General features: G+C 75.1%; 17 protein-coding genes and 1 pseudogene. 17 read left to right on the top strand and 1 reads right to left on the bottom strand.

From position 1 onward, the window contains the following. Positions 1–136, bottom strand: a 136-nt coding sequence (locus tag ABD317_RS14130; protein WP_344290343.1) for an FAD-dependent oxidoreductase, incomplete at its 3' end; no start/stop codon positions are given. 540 nt (positions 137–676) lie between these two features. Here ABD317_RS14130 and ABD317_RS14125 point away from each other — a divergent pair. The 17 genes and pseudogenes from ABD317_RS14125 to ABD317_RS14045 form a co-directional block, all read left to right on the top strand. Further along, positions 677–2,146 carry a sugar transferase gene (locus ABD317_RS14125; protein WP_344290340.1) on the top strand — a complete coding sequence of 490 codons (1,470 nt, stop codon included), beginning with the start codon at positions 677–679 and terminating at the stop codon, positions 2,144–2,146. Between the two features lie 73 nt (positions 2,147–2,219). Then, the gene (locus tag ABD317_RS14120) at positions 2,220–3,536 is read left to right on the top strand and encodes a nucleotide sugar dehydrogenase (protein ID WP_344290339.1); all 1,317 of its coding nucleotides are present in this window, start codon (positions 2,220–2,222) and stop codon (positions 3,534–3,536) included. After that, on the top strand, positions 3,526–4,791 hold the full coding sequence (locus tag ABD317_RS14115) for a glycosyltransferase family 4 protein (RefSeq protein WP_344290338.1): 1,266 nt from the start codon (positions 3,526–3,528) through the stop codon (positions 4,789–4,791). The genes ABD317_RS14120 and ABD317_RS14115 overlap by 11 nt, the downstream gene beginning before the upstream one ends. After that, entirely contained in the window at positions 4,788–6,185 is a 1,398-nt protein-coding gene (locus ABD317_RS14110; RefSeq protein WP_344290337.1) for a polysaccharide biosynthesis protein, read from the top strand. The genes ABD317_RS14115 and ABD317_RS14110 overlap by 4 nt, the downstream gene beginning before the upstream one ends. Next, complete coding sequence (locus ABD317_RS14105; RefSeq protein ID WP_344290336.1) at positions 6,182–7,705, top strand: Wzz/FepE/Etk N-terminal domain-containing protein; 1,524 nt, start codon at positions 6,182–6,184, stop codon at positions 7,703–7,705. Before ABD317_RS14110 ends, ABD317_RS14105 begins: the two co-directional genes overlap by 4 nt. Before the next feature lie 2 nt (positions 7,706–7,707). Continuing rightward, the gene (asnB, locus tag ABD317_RS14100) at positions 7,708–9,633 is read left to right on the top strand and encodes an asparagine synthase (glutamine-hydrolyzing) (RefSeq protein ID WP_344290335.1); all 1,926 of its coding nucleotides are present in this window, start codon (positions 7,708–7,710) and stop codon (positions 9,631–9,633) included. Then, the gene (locus tag ABD317_RS14095) at positions 9,630–11,837 is read left to right on the top strand and encodes a bi-domain-containing oxidoreductase (protein WP_344290334.1); all 2,208 of its coding nucleotides are present in this window, start codon (positions 9,630–9,632) and stop codon (positions 11,835–11,837) included. The genes asnB and ABD317_RS14095 overlap by 4 nt, the downstream gene beginning before the upstream one ends. A gap of 47 nt (positions 11,838–11,884) precedes the next feature. Further along, the gene (locus ABD317_RS14090) at positions 11,885–13,813 is read left to right on the top strand and encodes a heparinase II/III family protein (RefSeq protein ID WP_344290342.1); all 1,929 of its coding nucleotides are present in this window, start codon (positions 11,885–11,887) and stop codon (positions 13,811–13,813) included. 12 nt (positions 13,814–13,825) lie between these two features. Next, entirely contained in the window at positions 13,826–15,349 is a 1,524-nt protein-coding gene (locus ABD317_RS14085) for a right-handed parallel beta-helix repeat-containing protein (RefSeq protein ID WP_344290333.1), read from the top strand. Beyond that, entirely contained in the window at positions 15,346–16,686 is a 1,341-nt protein-coding gene (locus ABD317_RS14080; protein WP_344290332.1) for an O-antigen ligase domain-containing protein, read from the top strand. Before ABD317_RS14085 ends, ABD317_RS14080 begins: the two co-directional genes overlap by 4 nt. Positions 16,687–16,688: 2 nt before the next feature. Continuing rightward, positions 16,689–17,927 (top strand): glycosyltransferase, encoded by a 1,239-nt coding sequence (locus tag ABD317_RS14075; protein WP_344290331.1) that lies wholly within the window; start codon positions 16,689–16,691, stop codon positions 17,925–17,927. Beyond that, positions 17,924–19,207 (top strand): class I SAM-dependent methyltransferase, encoded by a 1,284-nt coding sequence (locus ABD317_RS14070; RefSeq protein ID WP_344290330.1) that lies wholly within the window; start codon positions 17,924–17,926, stop codon positions 19,205–19,207. Before ABD317_RS14075 ends, ABD317_RS14070 begins: the two co-directional genes overlap by 4 nt. After that, positions 19,204–20,034 (top strand): glycosyltransferase family protein, encoded by an 831-nt coding sequence (locus ABD317_RS14065; RefSeq protein WP_027752150.1) that lies wholly within the window; start codon positions 19,204–19,206, stop codon positions 20,032–20,034. Before ABD317_RS14070 ends, ABD317_RS14065 begins: the two co-directional genes overlap by 4 nt. Beyond that, a complete protein-coding gene (locus ABD317_RS14060) occupies positions 20,031–20,696 on the top strand; it encodes a PIG-L deacetylase family protein (RefSeq protein WP_344290329.1) in 666 nt (221 codons plus the stop codon). The genes ABD317_RS14065 and ABD317_RS14060 overlap by 4 nt, the downstream gene beginning before the upstream one ends. Further along, positions 20,681–21,706, top strand: coding sequence for an NAD-dependent epimerase/dehydratase family protein (locus ABD317_RS14055; RefSeq protein ID WP_344290328.1), 1,026 nt, complete (start codon positions 20,681–20,683; stop codon positions 21,704–21,706). The genes ABD317_RS14060 and ABD317_RS14055 overlap by 16 nt, the downstream gene beginning before the upstream one ends. Before the next feature lie 17 nt (positions 21,707–21,723). Further along, positions 21,724–22,977 (top strand): DUF4910 domain-containing protein, encoded by a 1,254-nt coding sequence (locus ABD317_RS14050; RefSeq protein ID WP_344290341.1) that lies wholly within the window; start codon positions 21,724–21,726, stop codon positions 22,975–22,977. A gap of 5 nt (positions 22,978–22,982) precedes the next feature. Beyond that, positions 22,983–23,406, top strand: a pseudogene (locus ABD317_RS14045) (hypothetical protein); the annotation flags it as partial.

Below are 23,406 nucleotides of genomic sequence, written 5' to 3'. Positions count from 1 at the left end.
AGCGCCCGGTCGCGTGCATCCCCGGCGCCCGCTCCGCCTCCAGCAGCGTCACCCGCCGTCCGCCGTGCCGCCCGGCGAGAAACCACCCGGCCGCGGCGCCGGCGATGCCGCCCCCGACGACCAGGACGTCAGCCATGGGTGCCGGCTCTTCGCGGCGCCACCGGTCCGGTCCCCTGCGTGCCGAGCGTTCCCCATGCGCCCACCGCGGCATCCCTTCGTACGTCAGCACGAATACGGCGGCAGAGACTAGGGGAGGCTCCCGGGGCCGGGTAGCCCGGCCGAATGGCCAATTTCTTGTGCGTACCGCGGACTTGACAGCGGCGGAGAGGGCGGCCCGGCGCAAAGTCTGCGCAGATATTTCATACAACCTCTCTGCATACCGGGCTCGATGCCCTAGATTGACGGTGCATCAGCTGTTCGTGCGTGCAGCGGCCGAAGGTGATCTGTCGGCCCGGCGCCGAGCCGTTGACTACCCGGGAGCCCGGCGGGGCGCGTGGCCTTGCCACCCGGGGTGAGTTGTTCAGATAGCACTGAATTACCGGGATGTGTCTTCGTGGGGAGCGGAGGCCTCCCGAGGGGAGCACCATCGCGGGAGGCTGAGAAGCCTCCCCGGGGGGGATCAGTGTTGAACGAACACGTCGAGCCTGCCGGTGAGCTGGGATTATCCGGTGGGCGGGTGGAGTTGGCCGACCCTTTTCCGCCGACGCGCGGGCATCCGGCGAACGGGAGGGACGGCCGGCCCGCGAGCGACTGGGAACAGCGCTACCGCCGTGCCGTGATCCTGGGCGACACGCTGGCCACCGCGCTCGTGGTGGCGGTGGTCGGCGGCCTGTTCGGGGTCCGGGACGCGGCCGACTGGCACGAGAAGTGGGTGGTACTCGCCTTCGGCACCGAGCTGCTGGTGCTGGGGGCGCTGGCGGTGGGCCGGGCGTGGGTTCCGGCCGTGCTCGGCCAGGGCGCCGAGGAGTTCCGCCGGCTCGGGCGCGCCCTGTCCACGGCGGTCGTCGTGCTGGCGCTCGGCGGGATCGCCCTGACCTCGCGCAACATCAAGCTCTGGATCTTCGTCGCGATCCCGGCGATCGCGCTCGCCACCATGACCGAGCGGTATCTGCTGCGCCTCCGGCTGCACAGGATGCGGCAGCAGGGGCGCTGTCTGCGGCCCGTGCTCGCCGCCGGCAGCCCGGCCACCGTGCGTGACCTGATCGCCCGGGTACGCAGGTTCCCGCACCTCGGCTGGCGGGTGGACGCGGTGTGCACGCCGGACGGCCCCGGGCCCGACGGCGACCACGTGGACGGGGTGCCGGTGGTCGGCCGGCTGACCGACGTCGCCGCGCACGTCGGCCGCGGCGGCTACCGCGTCCTCGCGGTCACCCCGGACCCGCACTGGTCGCCGGAGCGGCTGCAGCGGCTGGCCTGGGACCTCGAAGGCAGCGACGCCGAGATGGTCGTGGCCCCCGTGCTGATGGAGGTGGCCGGCCCGCGGCTGCACGTCGACGCGGTGCTCGGGATCCCGCTGCTGCGGGTCAGCATGCCGGCCTTCACCGGCGGCCGCCGGGCGGTCAAGGCGGTCGTCGACCGGCTGGGCGCCGCGGTCCTGCTGCTGCTGTTCGCGCCGCTGATGGCGGGCGTCGCGCTGCTGGTCCTGCTGGACAGCCGGGGCGGGGTGTTCTACCGGCAGCGCCGGGTCGGCAAGGACGGCCGCGAGTTCACCATGGTCAAGTTCCGCACCATGGTGCCCGGGGCCGACCGCGCACGTGCCGCGCTGACCGGCCGCAACGAGGGCGCCGGCCTGCTGTTCAAGCTCCGCCGGGACCCGCGGGTGACCCGGGTGGGAGTGGTGCTGCGCCGGTACTCCGTCGACGAGCTGCCGCAGTTGTTCAACGTCCTCAACGGCTCGATGTCGCTCGTCGGCCCGCGGCCCGGACTGCCGGAGGAGTCCGCCGCGTACGGCCCGGACACCCGGCGGCGGCTGCTGGTCAAGCCCGGGCTCACCGGGCTGTGGCAGATCAGCGGACGCAGCGACCTGCCGTGGGAGGAAGCCGTCCGGCTGGACCTGCGGTACGTGGAGGACTGGTCGCTCGCCCTGGACGCGGTGATCTTGTGGAAGACGCTGCGTGCGGTGCTCCAGGGACAGGGGGCCTACTGATGCGCGGGGGTGGTCGTCCGGCCGCCGCACGGACCGCGGGCCGACGGGGCCTGCCCGGCTGGAGGAGCGGGTCATGAGGATCAGCGTCCTGGGGCTCGGTTATGTCGGCTCCGTGTCGGCCGCCTGTCTGGCGGGGCAGGGGCACGAGGTCATCGGGGTGGACGTGAACCAGGCGAAGGTCGACCTGGTCAACGCCGGCACGGCCCCGGTGGTCGAGGAGCGGATCGGAGACCTCGTCGCCGAGGTGGTGCGGACCGGAGCGCTGCGCGCCACCGGCGACGTCCGCGAGGCGGTCGTGGAGAGCGACGTGTCCCTGGTCTGCGTGGGCACGCCGTCGGAGCCCAACGGCAGCCTGTGCACCACGTACCTGGAGCGCGTCACCGAGCAGATCGGCGCCGCGCTCGTCGACCGGGGCGGGCGGCACACCGTCGTGTTCCGCAGCACCATGCTCCCGGGCACCTGTCTGAACCTGCTGGTGCCGATCCTGGAGAAGCACGTCGGCGGCACGGCCGGGGTGGACTTCGGGGTCGCGGTCAACCCGGAGTTCCTGCGCGAGGGCACGAGCGTGCGGGACTTCCTCGACCCGCCCAAGACCGTCATCGGCGAGCTGGACCCGGCGAGCGGCGACGTGGTGGCGGCGCTCTACGACGGCCTGCCCGGCGAGGTGTTCCGGGTGCGGATCCCGACGGCCGAGGCGATCAAGTACGCGGACAACGCGTTCCACGGTCTGAAGATCGGCTTCGCGAACGAGCTGGGCGCGGTGTGCCAGGCGCTCGGGGTGGACTCGTACGAGGTGATGGACGTGTTCCTGGCCGACCGCAAGCTGAACATCAGCCCCGCCTACCTGCGGCCCGGCTTCGCCTTCGGCGGCTCCTGCCTGCCCAAGGACCTGCGCAGCCTGGTGTACGCGGCGCAGCGGGCCGACGTCTCGGTGCCCATCCTCGCCCACGTACTGCCCTCCAACACCGACCACCTGCAGCGCGCGGTGGACCTGGTCGAGCGCACCGGCAAGCGCCGCGCCGGCCTGTTCGGGCTGTCCTTCAAACCCGGCACCGACGACCTCCGCGAGAGCCCGCTCGTCGAGCTGGCGGAGAGGCTCTTCGGCAAGGGCTACGACCTGAAGATCTACGACGCCAACGTGAACCTCTCCCGGCTGCTCGGCGCGAACCGCGCGTACATCGAGACCCGGCTGCCGCACCTGGCGCAGCTGCTCGCCGACACCGTCGGCGAGGTGCTCGACCACGCCGAGGTGTGCCTGGTGGGCACCAGGGATCCGGCGGTGCTGTCGGCGCTGCCCCGCGGCGACGGGCCGCCGCTCATCGACCTCGTCCGCCTCCCCGACGCCGCGGAGCGCCGGGCCGAACCGGAGTACACGGGCCTTGCCTGGTGACCCGACCGGCGGCGACGGGACGGGCCGTCGCGCGCTGATCCTGGTGGAGAACCTGTCGGTGCCCTTCGACCGGCGGGTGTGGCAGGAGTGCTCGACGCTGCGCGCCGCGGGCTGGGAGGTGCACGTCATCTGCCCGCGGGGGGACGGCCGGGACACGGAGCCGGAGGCGGAGATCGACGGGATACGGATCCACCGCTACCCGCTGCGCGCCGCCACCGGCGGCCCGGCCGGCTACCTCCGGGAGTACGGGACGGCGCTGTGGCACACGGCCCGGCTGGCCCGGCACGTCGGCCCGGTCGACGTGGTCCACGCCTGCAACCCGCCCGACCTGCTGTTCCTGCCGGCGCTGTGGCTGAAGCGGCGCGGCGCGCGGTTCGTCTTCGACCAGCACGACCTGGTGCCCGAGCTGTACCTGTCCCGGTTCGGCCGCGGCGAGGACCGGCTCTACCGCGTCGTGCGCGCCCTGGAACGGCGGACCTACCGGGCCGCGGACGTCGTGCTCGCCACGAACGAGAGCTACCGGGACGTCGCGCTGCGCCGCGGCGGCCTGCGGCCGGAGGACGTCTTCGTGGTGCGCAGCGCACCCGACACCGAACGGTTCCGGCCGGTGCCGCCCGAGCCCGAGCTGAAGCGCGGCAAGCCCCATCTGCTGTGCTACCTCGGCGTCATGGGCCCGCAGGACGGCGTCGACTACGCGCTGCGGGCCCTGGCGAAGCTGCGGGACGAGCTGGGGCGGACCGACTGGCACGCGGTGTTCGTCGGGGCCGGCGACACCTTCGACGCGATGGTACGGCTGTCCCGGCGGCTCGGGCTGGCGCGGCAGGTGGAGTTCACCGGGCGGGTGCCGGACGCCGACCTGGTGCGCTACCTGTCCACCGCCGACGTGTGCCTCTCGCCCGACCCGCACAATCCGCTCAACGACGTGTCGACCATGAACAAGGTCCTGGAGTACATGGTGATGGGCCGGCCGATCGTCTCGTTCGACCTGCGGGAGGCGCGCGTCTCCGCCGGCGACGCGGCCGTCTACGCACCCGCCGACGACGAGTCCGCGTTCGCCCGGCAGGTGGCCCTGCTGCTGGACGACCCGCGGCGGCGGGCCCGTATGGGCAGGCTCGGCCAGGAGCGGATCAACGGGCCGCTCTCCTGGCGCAACTCGCAGGCATCGCTGCTCGCAGCCTACGCCGCCGCCTGCCGTGACCGCCCTCGGGCGGCTGCGCGCGGTTCGGCCCCGGCCGGGAGGAGGCCGCGCCGTTGAGCGAGGACACCATACGTCTGGCCACGATCGGACGGATCATCCGCCGGCGCGGGCGGCTGCTTGCCGTCGTCGCCGCGGCCGGGGCGCTCGTCGGGTTCGGCGCCTCGCTGGTCTTTCCGCCGCGGTACGAGACGTCGGCATCCGTGCTGCTGCCGGGGCAGTGGGAGGAGCGCGAGCTGCTGACCCAGGCGGAGATCGCGACCAGTTCCGTGGTGGTCGACCGCGCGGCCGCCACGCTCGGCTGGGCCGGGGACGACGGCGACGACCTGCAGGACCGGGTGAGCGCCGAGACCGCGGACGGGAACATCCTCAGGATCTCGGGTACGGCCGGCTCCCCGGCGCGCGCGCAGCGGCTCGCCGACGAGGTGGCGCGGCAGTTCGTCGCCTACGCCGCGCGGATCGCGGGCGACGGCACCGACTCCGCGGCGGCGCAGCGGCCCGAGGCGCTGCGGGACCTGGTCGTGCGGACCAGCCGCCGCATCACCGAGCTGGCCGACGCGGCAGATCCGGGGCGGACCGTGGAAAGCGTGCAGGCCCGCACCGAGCTGGAGCAGTTGCGCACCTCGCTGGAGGCGGCCGTGGACAAGCTGGAGCAGGCCGACTCGGAGAGCGGCCGGGCCGCCATGGTCGTCATGGGCCCGGCGGCCCGGCCGGACGGCGCGGCGCCGCCGACCCGGGCGCAGCTCGTCGGCGGCGGGGCGCTGCTGTTCGTGCTTGCCGCGGTCGTCGGCCATCTCGCCGCCGCCCGCGCGAGCCGCCGGGTGCGCACCGAACCGGAGATCGCCGCCGCGCTCGGCGCGGCGCTGCTCGGCACCGTCGACGTACCCGCGGAACGGACCGCGCGGCGGCGGCCGGCCGGCCGCGGCCCGCGGGCCTGGCTCCACTGGCTGCTGGGCACCGGCACCCGGTGGGACACCCCGCCGCCGCGGACGTCCGGCGGCGAGGACAGCAGGCGGATCCGCTACCGGCGGGTGTGCGCCCGCCTGGAGGACCGGCTGCCGCCCGGCCGGCGGCTGCTGGTCGTCGTCCCGCACGGCGACGAGATCGCCCGCCGGGCCGCCGAGCGGCTCGTCGCCGAGGCCGGGAGCGGTTCCCCGCCGGGCGGGCCCGGCGGGGGATACCCGCTGCTGCGGCCGGTGGAGGTCGCGGTGGCCCGGCCGACCGTGCCGGACCGCGACGCCGAGTCCGGTGCCCTGGTCGCGCTGAGCGCGGGCAGCTGGACCGCGGGGGAGCTGGCCGGCATCGCCGAGGCGTGCGCGGACGCGGGACACGAGGTCGTCGGCTTCGTCGTCGCCGGCGCGGTCCGGGAACGTCCCACGCACACCGCCGGACCTCCCGCGGACGAGGCCGCGCCGGCGATCGCGGCGAGCGGCGCGACGGGGGGTCCGGTGTGACGACGAGCACGGCCGCCGAGCCGCCGGCCGCACCGCTGCTGGACCTGCAGTCGCTGATGGTGGCGGTGCGCAGGCGCCGCCGCCTGTGGTGCGCCACCGCGCTGCTGGGGCTGCTCGCCGGCGCCGCGCTGGCCGTCCTGCTCCCGCCGCCGCCGACCGCGGCGGCGACGGTGCTGGTCGCGCACAAGCAGGACCAGCCCACCGACCCCGGCACGCTGATCCGCACCGACGTCGCGCTGCTGCAGACCACCCGGATCGCCGGGATGGCACTGGAGACCCTCGGGTCGCCGGAAAGCCCGGAGGACTTCATGGCGGACTACCGGGGTTCCGGCCTGACCAACAACCTGCTGCGGATCGACGCGACCGGCGACAGCGACGCGCAGGCCGTCGCCCGGGCCGGGGCGCTGGCCGACGCGTTCGTCGCGGACCACGTGCGGCGGCTGCGGGAGGCCGCGGACGCCGAAGCCCGGACCCTGCTCGACGAGCGCGACCAGATGCGGGACGAACTCGCCGAGGTCAACGAGGCGATCGGGGACGCGCCGGCGGAGAGCGACCCGGACGCGTCGGCGAACCTGGAGTCGCTCTTCGCCCGCCGGGCCGAACTCACCTCGCGGATCGACGACTTCGACCAGCGCGCCGCGGAGGCGCACGTGGGCACGCCGGAGCTGATCGCCGGCACGCAGATCGTGGACGCCGCGCGCGTGGTGCGGCACTCACCGCTCAGGTCGGCGGCCACCAACGCCGGGATCGGACTGGCCCTCGGGCTCGTCGTCGGGCTCGCGCTGGCCGCGGTCGGCTCGGTGGTGGCGGACCGCCCCGTGCTGCGCCGCGAGATCGCGGCGAACCTCGGCGCCTCGGTCATCGCGGAGCTGCCCCGTACGCTCCGGCCGGCCGGCCGCCGGCAGAGCCGGCGCACCCGGGCGGCACGCGCCCGGGTCGCCACGACCCTGGCCCGCACCGTGCGCGGCTCGGCCGAACCGGTGTCGCTGCTGGAACTGGGCTGCGCCCGCAGCACCGGCGCGCTCGCCCTGGACGTCGCCCGGGCACTGGCGGCCGAGGGGCCGATGGCGGTCGTCGACGGCCTGCTCGGCCGGCACCTCGACGACCGCCGCCGGCAGCCGGACGACCCGTCCGGCGAAGCCGTCGAGCCCGCCGGTGCCGCGCCGTCCGCGGAGCGCCGGCTCGGGGTCGGCTCGGTCGCGCCCGGCACGGCGTGGACCGACCTGCGCCACCTCGGCGGCCGGAGCGTCCTGGTCGTACGGGCCGGGCACGCCAGCGCCGCATGGCTGCACACCGTCGCGCGGCAGCTCGCGGACCTGCGTATCCCGGTGCTCGGCGTGGTGCTGGTCGACCCCGACCCCCGGGACCGCACCGACGGCACGCTGTGGGACGGCACGCACACCGCGCTGCGCGGCCCGCACCCGGAGCTGGCCGCCCGCAACGGGGCGGGCACGCGGCGGACGGAGCGGCCGCCGACGCCGGCCGCACCGGGCACGGACAGCGGCCGGGAGGGGTGGTAGCCGTGTGCGGCATCGCGGGCGCCTACCGGTGGCCGGACGGGAAGGCCGTGGCCGACCGGCTCACCGACACCCTCGCCCACCGCGGCCCGGACGGCGCCGGCCGGTACAGCCACCCCGCCGGCGACGGCGACGTGCACCTCGGGCACCGCCGGCTGGCCATCGTCGACCTGTCCGGGACCGGCGCCCAGCCGATGGTCTCGGGCGGCCTGGCCCTCACCTACAACGGCGAGCTGTACAACGCGCCCGAGCTGCGCGCCGAGCTGGAGCGCGCCTCGGTGCGCTTCCGCGGCACCTCCGACACCGAAGTGCTGCTGGAGGCGTGGCGGCGCTGGGGCACGGACTGCCTGCCGCGGCTGCGCGGCATGTTCGCCTTCGGGGTCTTCGACGAGCGCACCGGCGAACTGACGCTCGTCCGCGACCAGCTCGGCATCAAGCCGCTGTTCCTGCTCCGGCGCGGCACGGGCCTGGTGTTCGCCTCCGAGCTGAAGGCGCTCGCCGCCGTGACCGGCGGATCGCTGGAGGTGGACCCCGCCGCGCTGGTGGCCTCGCTGCTGTACTACTGGGTGCCCGACTCGCGCTGCGCGTTCCGCGAGGTGGAGAAGCTGCCGCCCGGAAGCTGGCTCAGGTGCGCGCCGGACGGCCGGGTGGAGCGCGGCCGGTACTGGCACCTCAGAGACGTCGCCACCGCGGGCCGGGAGCGGGCCGCCGGCGGCGAGCGGCCGGACCTCGCCGCCGTCGTCGAGGAGTCGACCCGCCGGCACCTGCTCTCCGACGTCCCCGTGGCGACCTTCCTCTCCGGCGGCCTCGACTCCAGCCTCCTCACCGCTCTCGCGGCCCGGCACCGGCCCGGGATCTCCGCCTACACGATCGGGTTCCGCGCCGAGGACGCCAGGTTCGAGGCGATGCCGGACGACCTGCGCCACGCCCGGCGGGTCGCCGAGCGGTTCGGCGTCGACCTGCACGAGATCGAGATCGCCCCGGACGTGCACGACCTGCTGCCACGGATGACGTACCACCTGGACGAGCCGATCGGCGACCCCGCGGCGATCAACACCTACCTGATCTGCCGTGCCGCGCAGGAGGCCGGGGTCAAGGTGATGCTGTCGGGGATGGGCGCCGACGAGCTGTTCGCCGGCTACCGCAAGCACCTCGCCAACCTGGTCGCGCTGCGCTACCAGCGCGTCCCGCGCCCGCTGCGGCGCGGGACGGCCGCGGCCGTGGACCGGCTGCCGGTCGCCACGGCCCGCCGGGGGTACCGGTCGGTGCGCTTCGCGAAGCGGTTCCTGTCCTTCGCCGAACTCCCGGAGGAGACCGCGTTCCGGCGCAGCTACACCATGTACGACCGGGACGAGCTGCTCGCCCTGATCGACCCGGACCTCGCCGGGACGGTCGACGACGTGCTCACCGAGCACGCGGACGTCTACGCGGACAACGCCCTCGACAGCCCTGCCGACTTCGTCAACCGCATGTGCCTGGCCGACGCCCGGATGTTCCTGCCGGGCCTGAACCTCGCGTACACCGACCGATCGAGCATGGCCGCGTCGACCGAGGTACGGGTGCCGTACGTGGACGTCGACGTGGTCGAGGCGGCGTTCGCGGTGCCCGGGGACCGCAAGATCGTCGGACGGCAGGGCAAGGCCGCGCTCAAGGAGGCGGCCGCCACGGTCCTGCCCCGGGACGTCGTCTACCGGCCCAAGGGCCTGTTCAGCGCCCCGCTGCGCGCCTGGATGAGCCGCGATCTGGCACCGCTGGTGCGGGAGGTGGCGCACGACGGCGTGCTCGTCCGCTCCGGGTTCCTGCGCCGCGACGCGCTGGCGCGGCTCGTCGCCGAGGACGCGGCCGGGCAGCGGGACTTCTCCAAGCATCTGTGGCACGTGCTGACCCTCGAGTACTGGTATCGCGGCGCGACCTCTGGGGAGTTCGGGTGAAACAGGTTGTACAGAACTACAGGAGCGGCGAGCTGGCGCTGCTCGACGTGCCGGTGCCGGACTGCAAGCCGGGCGGGGTGCTGGTGCGCACCGCCTACTCGCTGATCTCCACCGGGACCGAGCTGATGAAGGTGTCCGAGGCCGGCATGTCGCTGCTGGGCAAGGCCCGCTCCCGTCCCGACCAGGTCGCCAGGGTCGTGCAGAGCGTGGCCGCCAACGGGGTGCCCGCCACCTACCGCAAGGTGATGGGGAAGCTGGACTCCTACACGCCGCTCGGCTACTCGCTCTGCGGGGTGGTCGAGGAGGTCGGCACCGGGACCGACGACGTGCGGGCCGGCGACCTCGTGGCCTGCGCCGGCAACGAGCACGCGCTGCACGCCGAGGTCAACTGGGTGCCGAAGAACCTCTACGCCCGGGTGCCGGACGGGCTGGCGCCACGGGACGCGGCCTTCGGCACCGTCGGGGCGATCGCGCTGCAGGGCGTCCGCCGCGGTGAGTCGCAGCTCGGCGACGTGGCGCTGGTCATCGGGCTCGGGCTGATCGGGCAGCTGGTGGTGCAGCTGCTGGCCGCCTCCGGGGTCCGCGTCGTCGGGGCCGACCCCGATCCGGCGCGCCGCGACCTCGCCGCCCGCCTGGGCGCCGCGGGCTGCGGCGATCCGGGGGGCGCGGCGCTTGCGGCGGCGGTCGCGGAACTCACCGGCGGGCACGGCGTGGACCAGGTGTATCTGGCCGCCGGCGGCGCCGGCAACCAGCCCGTGGAACTCGCCGCCGAGCTCTGCCGGGACCGCGGCCGGGTCGTGGACATCGGCAAGTGCCGCCTGGACCTGCCGTGGAACGCGTACTACGAGAAGGAGCTGGACGTCCGGTTCTCCCGCAGCTACGGCCCGGGGCGCTACGACCCGGAGTACGAGCTGGAGGGGCGGGACTACCCGATCGGCCAGGTGCGCTGGACCGAGCGCCGCAACCTGGCCTGCGTCCTCGACCTCCTCGCCCGCCGCCGCGTCGACGTGGCGCCGCTGGTCTCGCACGTCGCCGACTTCGCCGACGCCGTCGCGACGTACCGGCGGCTGCAGGACGGCGGACTCAAGGCCGTGGCCGTGCTGTTCCGGTACCCCGGGCAGGCGGCGGGAGCGGAGGCCCCCGGGGCGGGCGTCCCCGCCGCGGACGCTGGTGGGGCCGGCGGAGCGCCCGCCGCGGCCCGGCCCTCCCCGGCCCGGCCCGCCGCCGCCCCGGTGCGGCTGGCGTTCGTCGGCGCGGGCACCTACGCGACGTCGATGCTCCTGCCCCATCTGGCCCGGCGCGACGGCGTCGAGCTGTCCACGGTCGTCACCACGACCGCGCTGTCCGCGGTCAACGCGAAGCGGAAGTTCGGCTTCGCCGCGGCGACCACCGACCTCGACGCCGTGCTCGGCGACCCGGCCGTGGACGCGGTGTTCGTCGTCACCCGGCACGCCTCGCACGCCGCACTGACCCGCAGGGCACTGCTGGCCGGCAAGGCGGTGTTCGTGGAGAAGCCCCTGGCCCTGACCGAGGACGAGCTGGCCGGCGTGCTCGCGGCGGTGACGGAGTCCGGCAACGACCGGCTGCAGGTGGGCTTCAACCGCCGGTTCGCGCCGCTGCTGCGGGAGGCCGGCCGGCGGTTCGGCGACCGGACCGGCCCGGCGGGCCTGCGCTACCTGGTCAACGCCGGCCGGCTGGACAAGGACAGCTGGTACCTCCGGCAGGACACCGAGGGCTCGCGGTTCGACGGCGAGGGCGGGCACTTCATCGACACGGCGAGCTGGCTGCTCGCCGCCGACCCCGCCTCGGTGTACGCGGCCGCCCCGCCCGGCGGCGAGCAGCTCCAGGTCGTGCTGCGCTACCCGGACGGCTCCACCGCCACGGTCAGCTACGTCACCACCGGTCCGCCCGGCTTCCCCAAGGAGACGCTGGACCTGGTCGCGGACGGCAGGGTGCTGCGGCTCGACGACTTCGTCCGCGCCGCCGTCTACGACGGCCGCCGCAGGCGGTGGGTCGGCTCGCGGCTGCCCAGGGCCCGGGACAAGGGCCAGCGCGCGCAGCTGGACGCGTTCCTCGCGGCCGTACGCGACGGCGGCCCGATGCCGGTGCCGCTGGAGTCGCTCGCCGCGACCACGGCGGCCACCCTCGCCGTGCGGACGGCCCTGGCCGCCGGCGCGCCGGTGACGTTGGCGAGTGCGCGGTGACCGAGCTCGCGGGCGGTGCGGGCTGGTATCTCCGGCGGCTGTCCCGGATGGGGCCGCGGGAGGTCGGCGGCCGGGTGGGCGACGCGATCCGCAGACGGCGGTGGCGGTCGTCGGCGCCGCCGGACTGCCCGTCCGTGACCGGGGCCCGGTTCACCGCCGTCCTGCCCGCCGGGACGGTCGCCGAGGTGCCCCCGGACGCCGCGAAACGCCTCATCGCCGAGGCGGACCGGCTGATGGACGGGCACGGCGGGTACTTCGGGGTGCCCCGCTCCGATCTCGCCGACCCGGACTGGTGGTACGACCCGAAGACCGGGCGCCGCGCGCCGCCAGTGCACGCCTTCGACGTGCCGTACCGGAACGAGGACGAGGTCGGGGACGTCAAGCAGATCTGGGAGCCGTCCCGGCACCAGTACCTCACGGTGCTCGCCACCGCCTACGCGATCACCGGTGACGACCGGTACGCCGAGCGGACGGCCGCGCTGCTGCGGTCGTGGTGGGCGGCCAGCCCGCCGCTGCACGGCGTGCACTGGACCAGCGGCATCGAGCTGGGCATCCGGCTGCTGTCCTGGGTATGGCTGCGCCGGCTGCTCGACGGCTGGCCGGGCGCGGCCGCGCTGTTCGAGGACAACCCGGTGGCGCTGCGGCAGATCTGGCACCACCAGCGCTGGCTGGCCGCCTTCCCCAGCCGCGGGTCCTCCGCGAACAACCACGCCGTCGCCGAGGCCGCCGGGCAGCTCGCCGCCGCCTGCGCGTTCGGCTGGTTCCCCGCCTCGGCGCGCTGGCGGGCCGGCGCGCTGGCGTCGCTGGCGCGGCACCTGCGCGGCAACACCTTCGCCTCCGGCCTCAACCGCGAGCTGGCCACCGAATACCACGGGCTGGTACTGGAACTCGGCCTGGCCGCGGTGGCCGAGGCGGACGCCGCGGGCGTGCCCGTTCCCGCGCCGGTCCGGCGGACGCTGCTGCGGATGACCGACGCGCTCGCGGCCGTCGTCGACGACCGGATGCGGCCGCCGCGCCAGGGGGACGCGGACGACGGGCACGGCCTGGTCGTGGACGGCGCGGGCACCGACCGCTGGGCCTCGCTGCTGGCCACCGGTGCCGCCGTGTTCGGCCGGCTCTCCTGGTGGCCGGCGGTGGCCGCGGCCGACGTACGCACCCCGCTGCTGGCCGCGCTCATCCGTCCGTACCCGCGGGCCGGGGCCGGGCCGGCCCCGGCCCGGCCGGCCAGCCGGCCGGCGCACTTCGCCGACGCCGGGCTCACCATCCTGCGCGGCCCCGGCGGGATCTGGTGCCGCTGCGACGGCGGCCCGCACGGCTTCCTGTCCATCGCCGCGCACGCCCACGCGGACGCGCTGTCCGTGGAGGTCCGGCACGACGGGGTCGACGTGCTCGCCGACCCGGGGACGTACTGCTACCACGGGCAGCCCGAGTGGCGGCGGTACTTCCGGTCCACCCTCGCCCACAACACCCTGCAGCTGGACGGGGCCGACCAGTCCGTCTCCGGCGGCCCGTTCCTCTGGACCCGGCACGCCCGCAGCCGCGTGCTGGCCGCGGACCCCGGGGGTACGGCGGGCGTGGCCCGCTGGTGCGCCGAGCACGACGGCTACCGGCGCTCCGGCGGCGCGGTGCACCGGCGCCGGGTGGAGCTGACCGCCGCGCGCCGGGAACTGCGCGTGGTCGACGAGGTGCGCGGCCCGCACCGGGCGGTGCGGCTGGCGTTCCACCTCGGCCCGGAGATCGCCGTGCACCTGACGGGGAACCGGGCGGAACTCGGCTGGACCCGGGGCGGCGAGGACCGCGCCGCGGTGCTCGACCTGCCCGCGTCGCTGCGCTGGCGCGCGCACCGCGGCGAGACCGACCCGCCGCTGGGCTGGTACTCCGCCGGCTTCGGGCGCAGGGAGCCCACCACCACGCTGGTCGGCTCCGGCACCGGGCCGGCGGGGGAGTTCACCACCGTACTCAGGTTCCACGGCTAGGGAGGGGGCGCGGTGATCACGTGGCGGCCATGGGCCCTGCCGGCGGTGTTGCTGGCGCTGGCCCTCGTGGCGTCCGGCTGCGAGGACGAGCCGGACGCCCGGGGGAGGCCGGACGCCGCGCCGCCGTCCGGCTCCGTGGCCCGGGTGTGCGCCGAGCGCGCGGCCGGGCCGGCCAGGCCGCCGGCGGGCGCGGTGACGGTCGATCCCGGGGTGGTCGGCGACCTGGCGGCGAAGACGGAGAGCAGCCCCCCGGGCACCACGTTCTGGCTGCGGCCGGGCAGGCACCGGCTGCCGCCGGACCGGTACGCCCAGGTCATCCCCAAGAGGGGGAACAGCTATCTCGGCGCTCCTGACGCGGTGTTCGACGGCCGGAAGACCAACCAGTACGCGTTCGGCGGCACCGCCCCGGACGTCACCATCCGCCACCTGACCGTGCAGGGTTTCGTGGCCCCGCACAACGAGGGCGTGGTCAACCACGACTCGGCCGACGGGTGGGTGATCGAGCACGCGACGATCCGGAACAACTCCGGTGCCGGGCTGATGGCCGGCGCCCGCCAGCAGGTCCGCGCCAGCTGCCTGCGCGGCAACGGCCAGTACGGCATGAACGCCTACAAGGCCGGCGACACCATCCGCGACCTGGTGCTGGCGGGCAACGAGATCGCGGCCAACAACACCGACGACTGGGAGCGGCGCAGGCCGGGCTGCGGCTGCACCGGCGGCGTCAAGTTCTGGGCCGTCAACGGCGCCGACATACGCGGCAACTGGGTGCACGACAACCGCGGGACAGGGCTGTGGGCGGACAACAACAACAACGACTTCCGCATCGAGGACAACGTGCTGGAGGCCAACGACGGCGCCGCGCTGATGTACGAGACCAGCTACAACGCGGTCATCCGGAACAACACGATCCGGCGGAACAACTGGGTCGAGGGCCGCAGGTACGCCGACCGCGGGGACGACTTCCCGTACGCGGCCGTCTACGTCTCCGAGTCCGGCGGCGAACCGCGGATCCCGGCCCGTACCGACAAGATCGAGATATACCGCAACGTGCTGCAGAACAACTGGTCCGGGATCACCCTGTGGGAGAACGCCGACCGGTTCTGCAACAGCCCGGCCAACACCTCCACCGGCGAATGCACCCTGCTGGTGCCCGACACCGGCCGCTGCGCACGGCCGGCGATCGCCACCGCACCGCTCTACGCCGACTGCCGGTGGAAGACCCAGCGGGTGGACATCCACCACAACCGCTTCGTGCTGGACACGTCCGTCGTCGCCTGCACGGTGGAGTGCGGGCGCATGGCGGTGCTGGCGAACTACGGCACCTATCCCGACTGGTCGCCGTACCACGGCGAGCGGGTGGCCGAGGCGATCACCACCCGGCAGCGCAACCGCTGGCACGACAACACCTACCGCGGACCGTGGAGCTTCGTCGCCCGGGACCAGGGCCGGGTGCTCGACTTCGTGCAGTGGCAGGGCATGCCGTACCGGCAGGACGCGGGCAGCACCTTCGACCCGGGCCCCGGCGGCCCGCGATGAGCGGGGACCCGGCGGGCGGCGCCGTGACCGGCGGCCCCGGGGCGGCGGGCACGCAGCCCGGCGCCCCGGCCCACACCGCCGCCCCCGGCACCGCCCCCGCCGCCGCCCCCGCCCCGAAGGCCGTCGGGGCGGCCTGGGGGCTGCTGGGCCTCAACACGCTCGGCTCCGCCGGGGCGGAGACCGTCGTCCCGCTGCCGCGCTCCCTCATCCAGATGGTCACCATGGGCGCGCTCGCCGCCGCCTTCACGCTGGCGCTCGCGGTCAACCGGCGGCTGCGGATCCGGCCCAGCGCCTTCGTGCTCCTGCTCACCCTGCTGCTGGTGCCGAGCGTGATCTCCAGCGTGGACCTGGACTCCGGGTTCGGCGCGCTGTTCCGCTGCGCCCGGCTGGCCCTGTTCGTCGGCACGCTGTGGCTGCTCACCCGCTGGTGGGACGGGGGCCTGGCCTTCGTACGCCACCACATCCGGATGTACTGCGCGGTGCTCGCCTCGGTGGCCGCAGGGCTGGCCGTCTCGCCGGGCACGGCCCTGCCCGACCTCTACGGCGGGCGGCTGGTCGGCGCGCTGTGGCCGCTCACCCCGCCGCAGATCGGACAGTACGCCGCGGTGGTCATCGGGCTCACGGTGCTGCTCGCGCTGGGCCGCCGGACGACCGGGGCCGGCGCGGCCGCGGTCGTCGTGCCCGCGCTCGTCCTCCTCGCGCTGAGCCACACCCGGACGGCGACGGTCGGCCTGCTCGCCGCGCTGGCGCTGGCCGTCGGCTCGCTCCTGCTGACCAGCGCCGCCGCCCGCCGGTTCTTCGCCTGGACGGTGCTGAGCGCCGCGGTGGCCGCGGTGTGGTTCGCCGCCGCGGTGCAGGCGTGGTTCCTGCGCGGACAGAGCGAGGAGAACTTCTCCAGCCTCACCGGCCGGGCCAAGGTCTGGGACGCCCTGCTGGCCGCGCCCCGGAGCACCACGGAGCGGCTGTTCGGCACGGGCCTGAGCGACAAGTCGTACGACGGCCTGCCCATCGACAACAGCTGGCTGGCCGTCTACCACGAGCAGGGCCTGACCGGTACCGCCCTCGTGGCGGCGGCCGTCGTCGTGCTGGGCGCGGTCGCGCTGCTGCGGCCGCCGTCGCTGCCCCGGGCCTGCGCGATCTTCCTGATCAGCTACTGCGCGATCTCGTCGTACACCGAGGCCGGCCTCGGCGACGCCTCGCCGTACCTGCTGCATCTGGCCGTGGCCGCCTCGCTGCTGGCGGCCCCTGCCAGCAGCGAGGCGGCCAGGCCCCGGCCGGCGCCCGCGGTTCCCCGACGACGCGTCCCGCGCTGGGCCCGGGACACGGAGGTGACCTGACCGTGCACGTCCTCGTGGTGCACAACCGCTATGCCTCGGCGCAGCCGAGCGGCGAGAACCGGGTCGTCGACCAGGAGGTGGCGCTGCTGCGCGCGGCCGGCCACCGGGTCGGGGTGTTCGAGCGGCGCAGCGACGACATCGCCGCCCGGTCCCTGCTGGGCAAGGCCGCGGTGCCGCTGCTGGTGCCGTGGAACCCGGCCGTCCGTACGGAGCTGACCGCCCGGCTGCGCGCCGAGCGGCCGGACGTGGTGCACGTCCACAACGTCTTCCCGCTGCTGTCGCCCGCGGTGCTGGCCGCCTGCGCCGACGCCGGCGTGCCGGCCGTCGCCACGCTGCACAACTACAGCCAGGTCTGCCCGCCCGGCACGCTGCGCCGGGACGGCCGGTCGTGCACCGAGTGCGCCGGGTCGACGCCGCTGCCCGCCGTCCGGCACGGCTGCTACCGGAACTCCCGGCTGGCGACGCTGCCGCTCGCGGTCGGCCTCTCGCTCAACCGGCGCCGCTGGTGGTCCGGCGTCGAACGGTTCCTGTGCATCTCCGCGGCGCAGCGCGACGTCCTGGTGCGGTCCGGCATGCCGCCCGGACGGCTCACGGTGAAGCACAACTTCGTGCCGGACCCCGGTGCCTGCCGGGCGGCCGCCGGCGAGCATCTGCTCTTCCTGGGCCGGCTGGCGGAGGCCAAGGGGGTGCGGCTGCTCATGACCGCGTGGGACGAGGTCGCCGCGGGCGGCGGGGTGGGCGCGCCGCTCGTGATCGCCGGCGCGGGACCGCTGGAGGGCGAGGTGGCCGCCTGGGCGGCGGGCCGCGACGACGTGCGCTACGCCGGCCTGTACGACGCGGAGGAGTGCCGGCAGGCCGTCGCGCGGTCGGTGGCCGTGGTCGCGCCCTCGCAGGCACTGGAGACGTTCGGCCTGGTGGTCGTGGAGGCGATGGCGGCGGGGGTCCCGGCCGTGGCCGCCGGGCACGCGGCCTTCACCGAACTCGTCGGGGAGGGGGTGACCGGCCTGCTGCACCGGCCGGGCGACCCCGCCTCGCTCGCCTCGTGCATACGCGGGATCGCGGCCGACCCGGTCCGCAACCGGGAGCTGGGCCGGGCGGCCCGGCGCCGCTACGAGCAGGGCTTCAGCCCGGCCGTCGGGCTGGAGCGGCTGGAGGAGGAGTACCGCACCGCGATCGCGGGCCGGTCAGCAGCGACCCGCGGCGGGGACACCCGCCCGGGCAGGGGGGAGGGGAGCAGATGACACGATGCCGACTCTGCGGCTCGGAGGCGCTGGAGAGCGTCGTCGACCTCGGGGCGACACCGCCGTGCGAGAGCTTTCTCGCCGCGGACCAGCTGGACCTGCCGGAGCCGGCGTACCCGCTGCACCTGCGGGTCTGCACCGGCTGCTGGCTGGCGCAGCTGCCGCCGCTGATCACACCCGAGGAGACGTTCCGGGAGTACGCGTACTTCTCCTCGTACTCGGCCTCCTGGGTGGAGCACGCGCGCACGTTCGTCGCCGAAGCCGTACGGCGGCTGGACCTCGGTGCCACGGCGCGCGACGCCTTCGTGGTCGAGGTCGCGAGCAACGACGGATACCTGCTGAAGCATGTGGTGGACCGGGGGATCCGCTGCCTGGGCATCGAGCCGTCGGTGAACGTCGGCGCCGCCGCGCGGGACGCCGGCGTGCCCACGCTCACGGCGTTCCTCGACCCGGCCACCGGCGCGGCGGTGCGCGCCGAGCACGGCCCGGCGGACCTGGTCGTGGCCAACAACGTCTACGCGCACATCCCCGACGTGGTCGGCTTCACCCGGGGGCTGCGCGCCCTGGTGGCCGACGACGGCTGGGTCTCCGTCGAGGTGCAGCACCTGCTGACCCTGATGGCGGAGAACCAGTACGACACGATCTACCACGAGCACTTCCAGTACTACACGGTCGGGTCCGCGATCCGCGCGCTCGCCAGCGGCGGGCTCGCGCTCGTGGACGTCGAGCCGCTGCCCACGCACGGCGGCTCCGTCCGGCTCTGGGCCCGGCCCGCGGAGGCCGTCGGCGGGACGGCCGACGGGGCGCCCCCGGCCCGGACGACGGCGGGGGCCCGGGGGAGGGTCGCCGACATGCTGGCCCGGGAGAAGGCCGCCGGGCTGCAGGAGCTGTCCGGGTACGCCGAGTTCTCCGCCCGGGTGGCCAAGGTGCGCCGGGACCTCCTCCGGTTCCTCGTCGACGCGGCCGACCGCGGCGCGACCGTGGTCGGCTACGGCGCCCCCGGCAAGGGCAGCACCCTGCTCAACCACTGCGGCGTCCGGCCCGACCTCCTCCCGTACACGGTCGACAGGAACCCCTACAAGCACGGCAGGTTCACCCCGGGCACCCGCATCCCGATCCTGCCGCCCGAGCGGATAGCCGCGGACCGGCCGGACTACGTGCTCGTCCTCCCCTGGAACCTGCGCACGGAGCTGCTCGCGCAGCTCTCGTACGTGCACGCCTGGGGCGGCCGGCTGGTCTTCCCCATCCCGGAACTGAGCATTGTCGAGGTCAAGCCATGAAGGTCGTACTGTTCTGCGGCGGCTACGGGATGCGTATGCGCAGCGGTGCCGCCGACGACGTGCCCAAGCCGATGGCGATGGTCGGCCCGCGGCCGCTGATCTGGCACGTCATGCGCTACTACGCCCACTTCGGGCACACCGAGTTCATCCTCTGCCTCGGCTACGGGGCGCACCACATCACGAACTTCTTCCTCCACTACGAGGAGACGGCGTCCAACGACTTCGTGCTGCGCAACGGGCGGACCGAACTGCTGTCCACGGACATCGCCTCCTGGACCATCACCTTCGCCCAGACCGGCATCGAGTCGCCCATCGGGGAACGGCTGCGCCGGGTGCGGCACCGCCTCGACGGCGACGAGATGTTCCTCGCCAACTACGCCGACGTGCTCACCGACGCCCCGCTGCCGGAGATGATCGACGACTTCGCCCGGCGCGACGCCGGTGCGTCGATGATGGTGGTGCCGCCGCAGTCCTCCTTCCACTGCGTGGACCTGGGCGAGGACGGACTGGTGGGAGGCATCACCGCGGTCAGCGAACTGCCGCTGTGGGAGAACGGCGGCTACTTCGTGCTCCGCCAGGAGGTGTTCGACCACATCCCGGAGAACGGGGACCTGGTCACCGACGGCTGCGCCCGGCTGGCCAAACGGGGCCGGCTGGTGGCGCACCGGCACCGCGGCTTCTGGAAGCCGACCGACACGGTGAAGGAACGCGCCGCCCTCGACGCCGCCTACGCCCGGGGCGACCGCCCGTGGGCCGTGTGGGAACGGGACGGCGCGGGCTCCGGCCGGACCGGCGGCGGGGTCGGCGCCCGGGCGGGGACCCCGTGATCAGGCTCGGGGCCGGGCGCCCGGACCGGATCGCGGCGGTGGGCGCGCACTGCGACGACATCGCCATCGGCGCCGGCGGCACGCTGCTGACGATGTGTCTGGCGCGGCCCGGCGTCCGCGTCGACGCCCTGGTGCTCTCCGGCGGTGGCGGCGAGCGGGAGCGGGAGGAGCGGGCCGCGCTCGCCGCCTGCTGCCCGGGCGCCGACCTGCGGCTGACCGTACTGAAGCTGCCGGACGGCCGGCTGCCCGCGCACTGGGAGGAGGCCAAGGCCGCGGTCCAGGAGTTGCGCGGGCGCACCGAGCCGGAGCTGGTGCTCGCCCCCCGCACCGACGACGCCCACCAGGACCACCGCGGCCTGGCGCGGCTGGTCACCACCGCGTACCGCGACCACCTCGTGCTCGGCTACGAGATCGTCAAGTGGGACGGCGACCTCGGCCGGCCGGTCGCGTACCAGCCGCTGTCGCCGGAGACCGCGGAACGGAAGGTGCGGCTGCTGCAGGAGCACTACCCCTCGCAGCGGCACCGGCCCTGGTACGACCGGGAGGTCTTCCTCGGCCTCGCGCGGATCCGCGGCGTCGAATGCCACGCGCGCTACGCCGAGGCGTTCGCCGTCGCCAAACTCACTCTCGACCTGGGGGCCGACCCATGCGCGTACTGCTGACCGGACACCAGGGCTACCTGGGCACCGTCATGGCCCCGGTCCTCACGGCCGCCGGGCACGAGGTCGTCGGTCTCGACGCCGGCCACTTCGCCGGCTGCGTGCTCGGCCCGCCGCCCGCGGACCCGCCGGGGCACCGGGTGGACCTGCGCGACGTCACCGCCGAGCACGTGGCCGGGGCCGACGCCGTGATCCACCTGGCGGCGCTCTCCAACGACCCGCTCGGCTCGCTGGCCCCGGAGCTGACCTACGCCATCAACCACCACGCCTCCGTACGGCTGGCGCGGCTCGCCCGCGACGCCGGGGTGCGGCGCTTCCTGTACGCGTCGACCTGCTCGGTCTACGGCGCCGCCGGCGGGGACGCGCTGGTGACCGAGGACGCGCCGCTGCGCCCGGTGACGCCGTACGCGGAGTCCAAGGTGCGGGTGGAGGACGACGTGCACGCGCTGGCCGGCGCCGACTTCAGCCCCGTGTTCCTGCGCAACGCCACCGCCTTCGGCCACTCGCCCCGGCTGCGCGCCGACATCGTGCTGAACAACCTGGTGGGCCACGCGCTGCTGTCCGGCGAGGTGCTGGTGCTCTCCGACGGCACCCCCTGGCGCCCGCTGGTGCACGCCGCCGACATCGCCGAGGCGTTCACGGCCGCGCTCACCGCGCCCCGGGAAGCGGTGCACGGCCGGGCGTTCAACATCGGCAGCGAGAAGGCCAACGTCACGGTCGCCGAGATCGCCGAGGAGGTCGCCGCGGCGGTGCCCGGCGCGAAGGTGGTGATCACCGGCGAGACCGGCGCCGACCCGCGGTCGTACCGGGTGGACTTCTCCCGGTTCCGCGCCGCCGTACCCGGCTTCGACTGCGCGTGGACGGTGCGGCGGGGCGCGCTCGAACTCGCCGACGCCTACCGCAGGCACGGGCTGACCCGGGAGGACTTCGAGCAGCGGTTCACCCGGTTGGCCGTGCTGCGCGCGGCGGCCGGCGCCGGGGCCGTCGACGACACCCTGCGGCGGCGCCGGTGACCGCGCCGGGAGACGCGATGTACGCGCTGGTGGAGCGGCTGTACCCGCTGTGCCGGAGCATCACGGGCGACGGTGTGCGCGCCACCCTGGACATCGTCGGCGAGTACGTCCCGCTCCAGGTGCACGAAGTGCCGACCGGAACCCGGGTGCTCGACTGGACGGTGCCGCAGGAGTGGAACATCCGCGACGCCTTCGTCGCCGACGCCGCCGGCCGCCGCGTCGTCGACTTCGCCGCGTCCAGCCTGCACGTCCTCGGCTACAGCGTGCCGGTGTCGGCGACCATGCGGCTGTCGGAGCTGCGCCGGCACCTGCACACCCTGCCGGACCACCCGGCGTGGGTCCCGTACCGCACCAGCTACTACCGGCCGGAGTGGGGGTTCTGCCTCGCCCAGGAGACCCTGGACGCGCTGCCCGACGGCGAGTACGAGGTGCGTATCGACTCCACCCTCGCCGACGGCCACCTCACGTACGCCGAGCACGTCGTCCCCGGCCGGGTCGCCGACGAGGTGATCGTCTCCTGCCACGTCTGCCACCCCTCGCTGGCCAACGACAACCTCGCGGGCATCGCGGTGGCGGCCTTCCTGGCCCGCGCGCTGGCGGAGGAGACGCCGCACTACACCTACCGGTTCCTCTTCGCGCCCGGCACCATCGGGGCGATCACCTGGCTGGCGCACAACGCGGAGCGGATCGACCGGGTCAGGCACGGGCTCGTCCTGGCCTGCGCGGGCGACCGGGGAGCGCTGACGTACAAGCAGAGCCGCCGCGGCGACGCGGAGATCGACCGGGTGCTGCGCCACGTGCTGGCCGCCTCCGGACGCCCGCACCGCGTCGTGGAGTTCACCCCGTACGGCTACGACGAGCGGCAGTTCTGCTCACCCGGGTTCGACCTCGGCGTCGGCTCGCTCACCCGGACCCCGTACGCCGGCTACCCCGAGTACCACACCTCGGCGGACGACCTGGACTTCGTCGCCCCGGAGGCGATGGCGGACACGCTCGCCGTCTGCCGCGAGGCCTTCGCCGTCCTCGACCGCAACCGGACGTACCGCAACCTCAGCCCGTACGGCGAACCGCAGCTCGGCCGGCGCGGGCTGTACGACCCGCTCGGCGGCCGCAGCGACGCCAAGCAGGCCCAGATGGCCCTGCTCTGGGTGCTCAGCCTCTCCGACGGCGAGCACAGCCTGCTCGACGTCGCCGAGCGCGCCGGGCTGCCGTTCGGCGCCGTCGCCGCCGCGGCCGACGCCCTGGCGGACGCCGGACTGGTCGGGGTGTGACGCCGATGACGGCCGAAGGGGAGAAGACGACCGCGCCGCCGGCCCGGGGCGGGTCCGCCCGCCCGGCCGCCGGGCGGGGCGCGGCCCGCCGGCTGTCCTGGGGGCTCGCCGACCAGGCGGCCTCCAGCGTGACCAACTTCGCGGTGGGGATCTGCGTGGCGCGCTCGCTGGGGCTGGCCGCGTTCGGCGTGTTCAGCCTCACCTGGGTGACGTACGGCGTGGTGCTCAACGTCTCCCGCGGCGTGGCCACCGACCCCCTCGTGGTGCGCTTCAGCGGCGTGCCGGACGCGTCCTGGCGCGCGGCGGTGGCCCGGTCGTCGGGCACCGCGGTCGGCGCCGGCGCCGTCGTCGGCGCGGCGTGCCTGGCGGCCGGGCTGGGCGCCGGCGGCCGGGTGGGTACGGCACGCCGCTGGAGGGCACCACGAGGGG

It is taken from the genome of Streptomyces synnematoformans (assembly GCF_039531005.1).
GTDB lineage: Bacteria > Actinomycetota > Actinomycetes > Streptomycetales > Streptomycetaceae > Streptomyces > Streptomyces synnematoformans.
Note: the sequence above shows the minus strand (reverse complement) of the source record. Positions and strands in the feature narration are given on the sequence as shown.